Below are 258 nucleotides of genomic sequence, written 5' to 3'. Positions count from 1 at the left end.
CCGGGCACGACGGTGCCGGAAGAGAGGCCGGATATACGAAAGCATCTTACTCCCGTTACACAAATGCAGAATGGCTTGCATAACGGGAGGTGTCCATATACGGGTAAGGCGAAGCCGCCAGCCGGCTTTTTTCCGCCCCAACGCAACAAGCCCATCCGTGAGGATGGGCTTTCGCGTAATTTGATGCCTGGCAGTTCCCTACTCTCGCATGGGGAGACCCCACACTACCATCGGCGCTACGGCGTTTCACTTCTGAGT

Annotated in this window: 1 rRNA gene; it reads right to left on the bottom strand. The window is 57.0% G+C overall.

The window, feature by feature from the left end:
* Positions 1-185: 185 nt before the first annotated feature.
* Positions 186-258: ribosomal RNA gene (gene rrf, locus WFO70_RS22565) — 5S ribosomal RNA — on the bottom strand; the annotation flags it as partial.

It is taken from the genome of Leclercia sp. AS011 (assembly GCF_037152535.1).
In the GTDB taxonomy this organism is placed as follows: domain Bacteria; phylum Pseudomonadota; class Gammaproteobacteria; order Enterobacterales; family Enterobacteriaceae; genus Enterobacter.
Note: the sequence above shows the minus strand (reverse complement) of the source record. Positions and strands in the feature narration are given on the sequence as shown.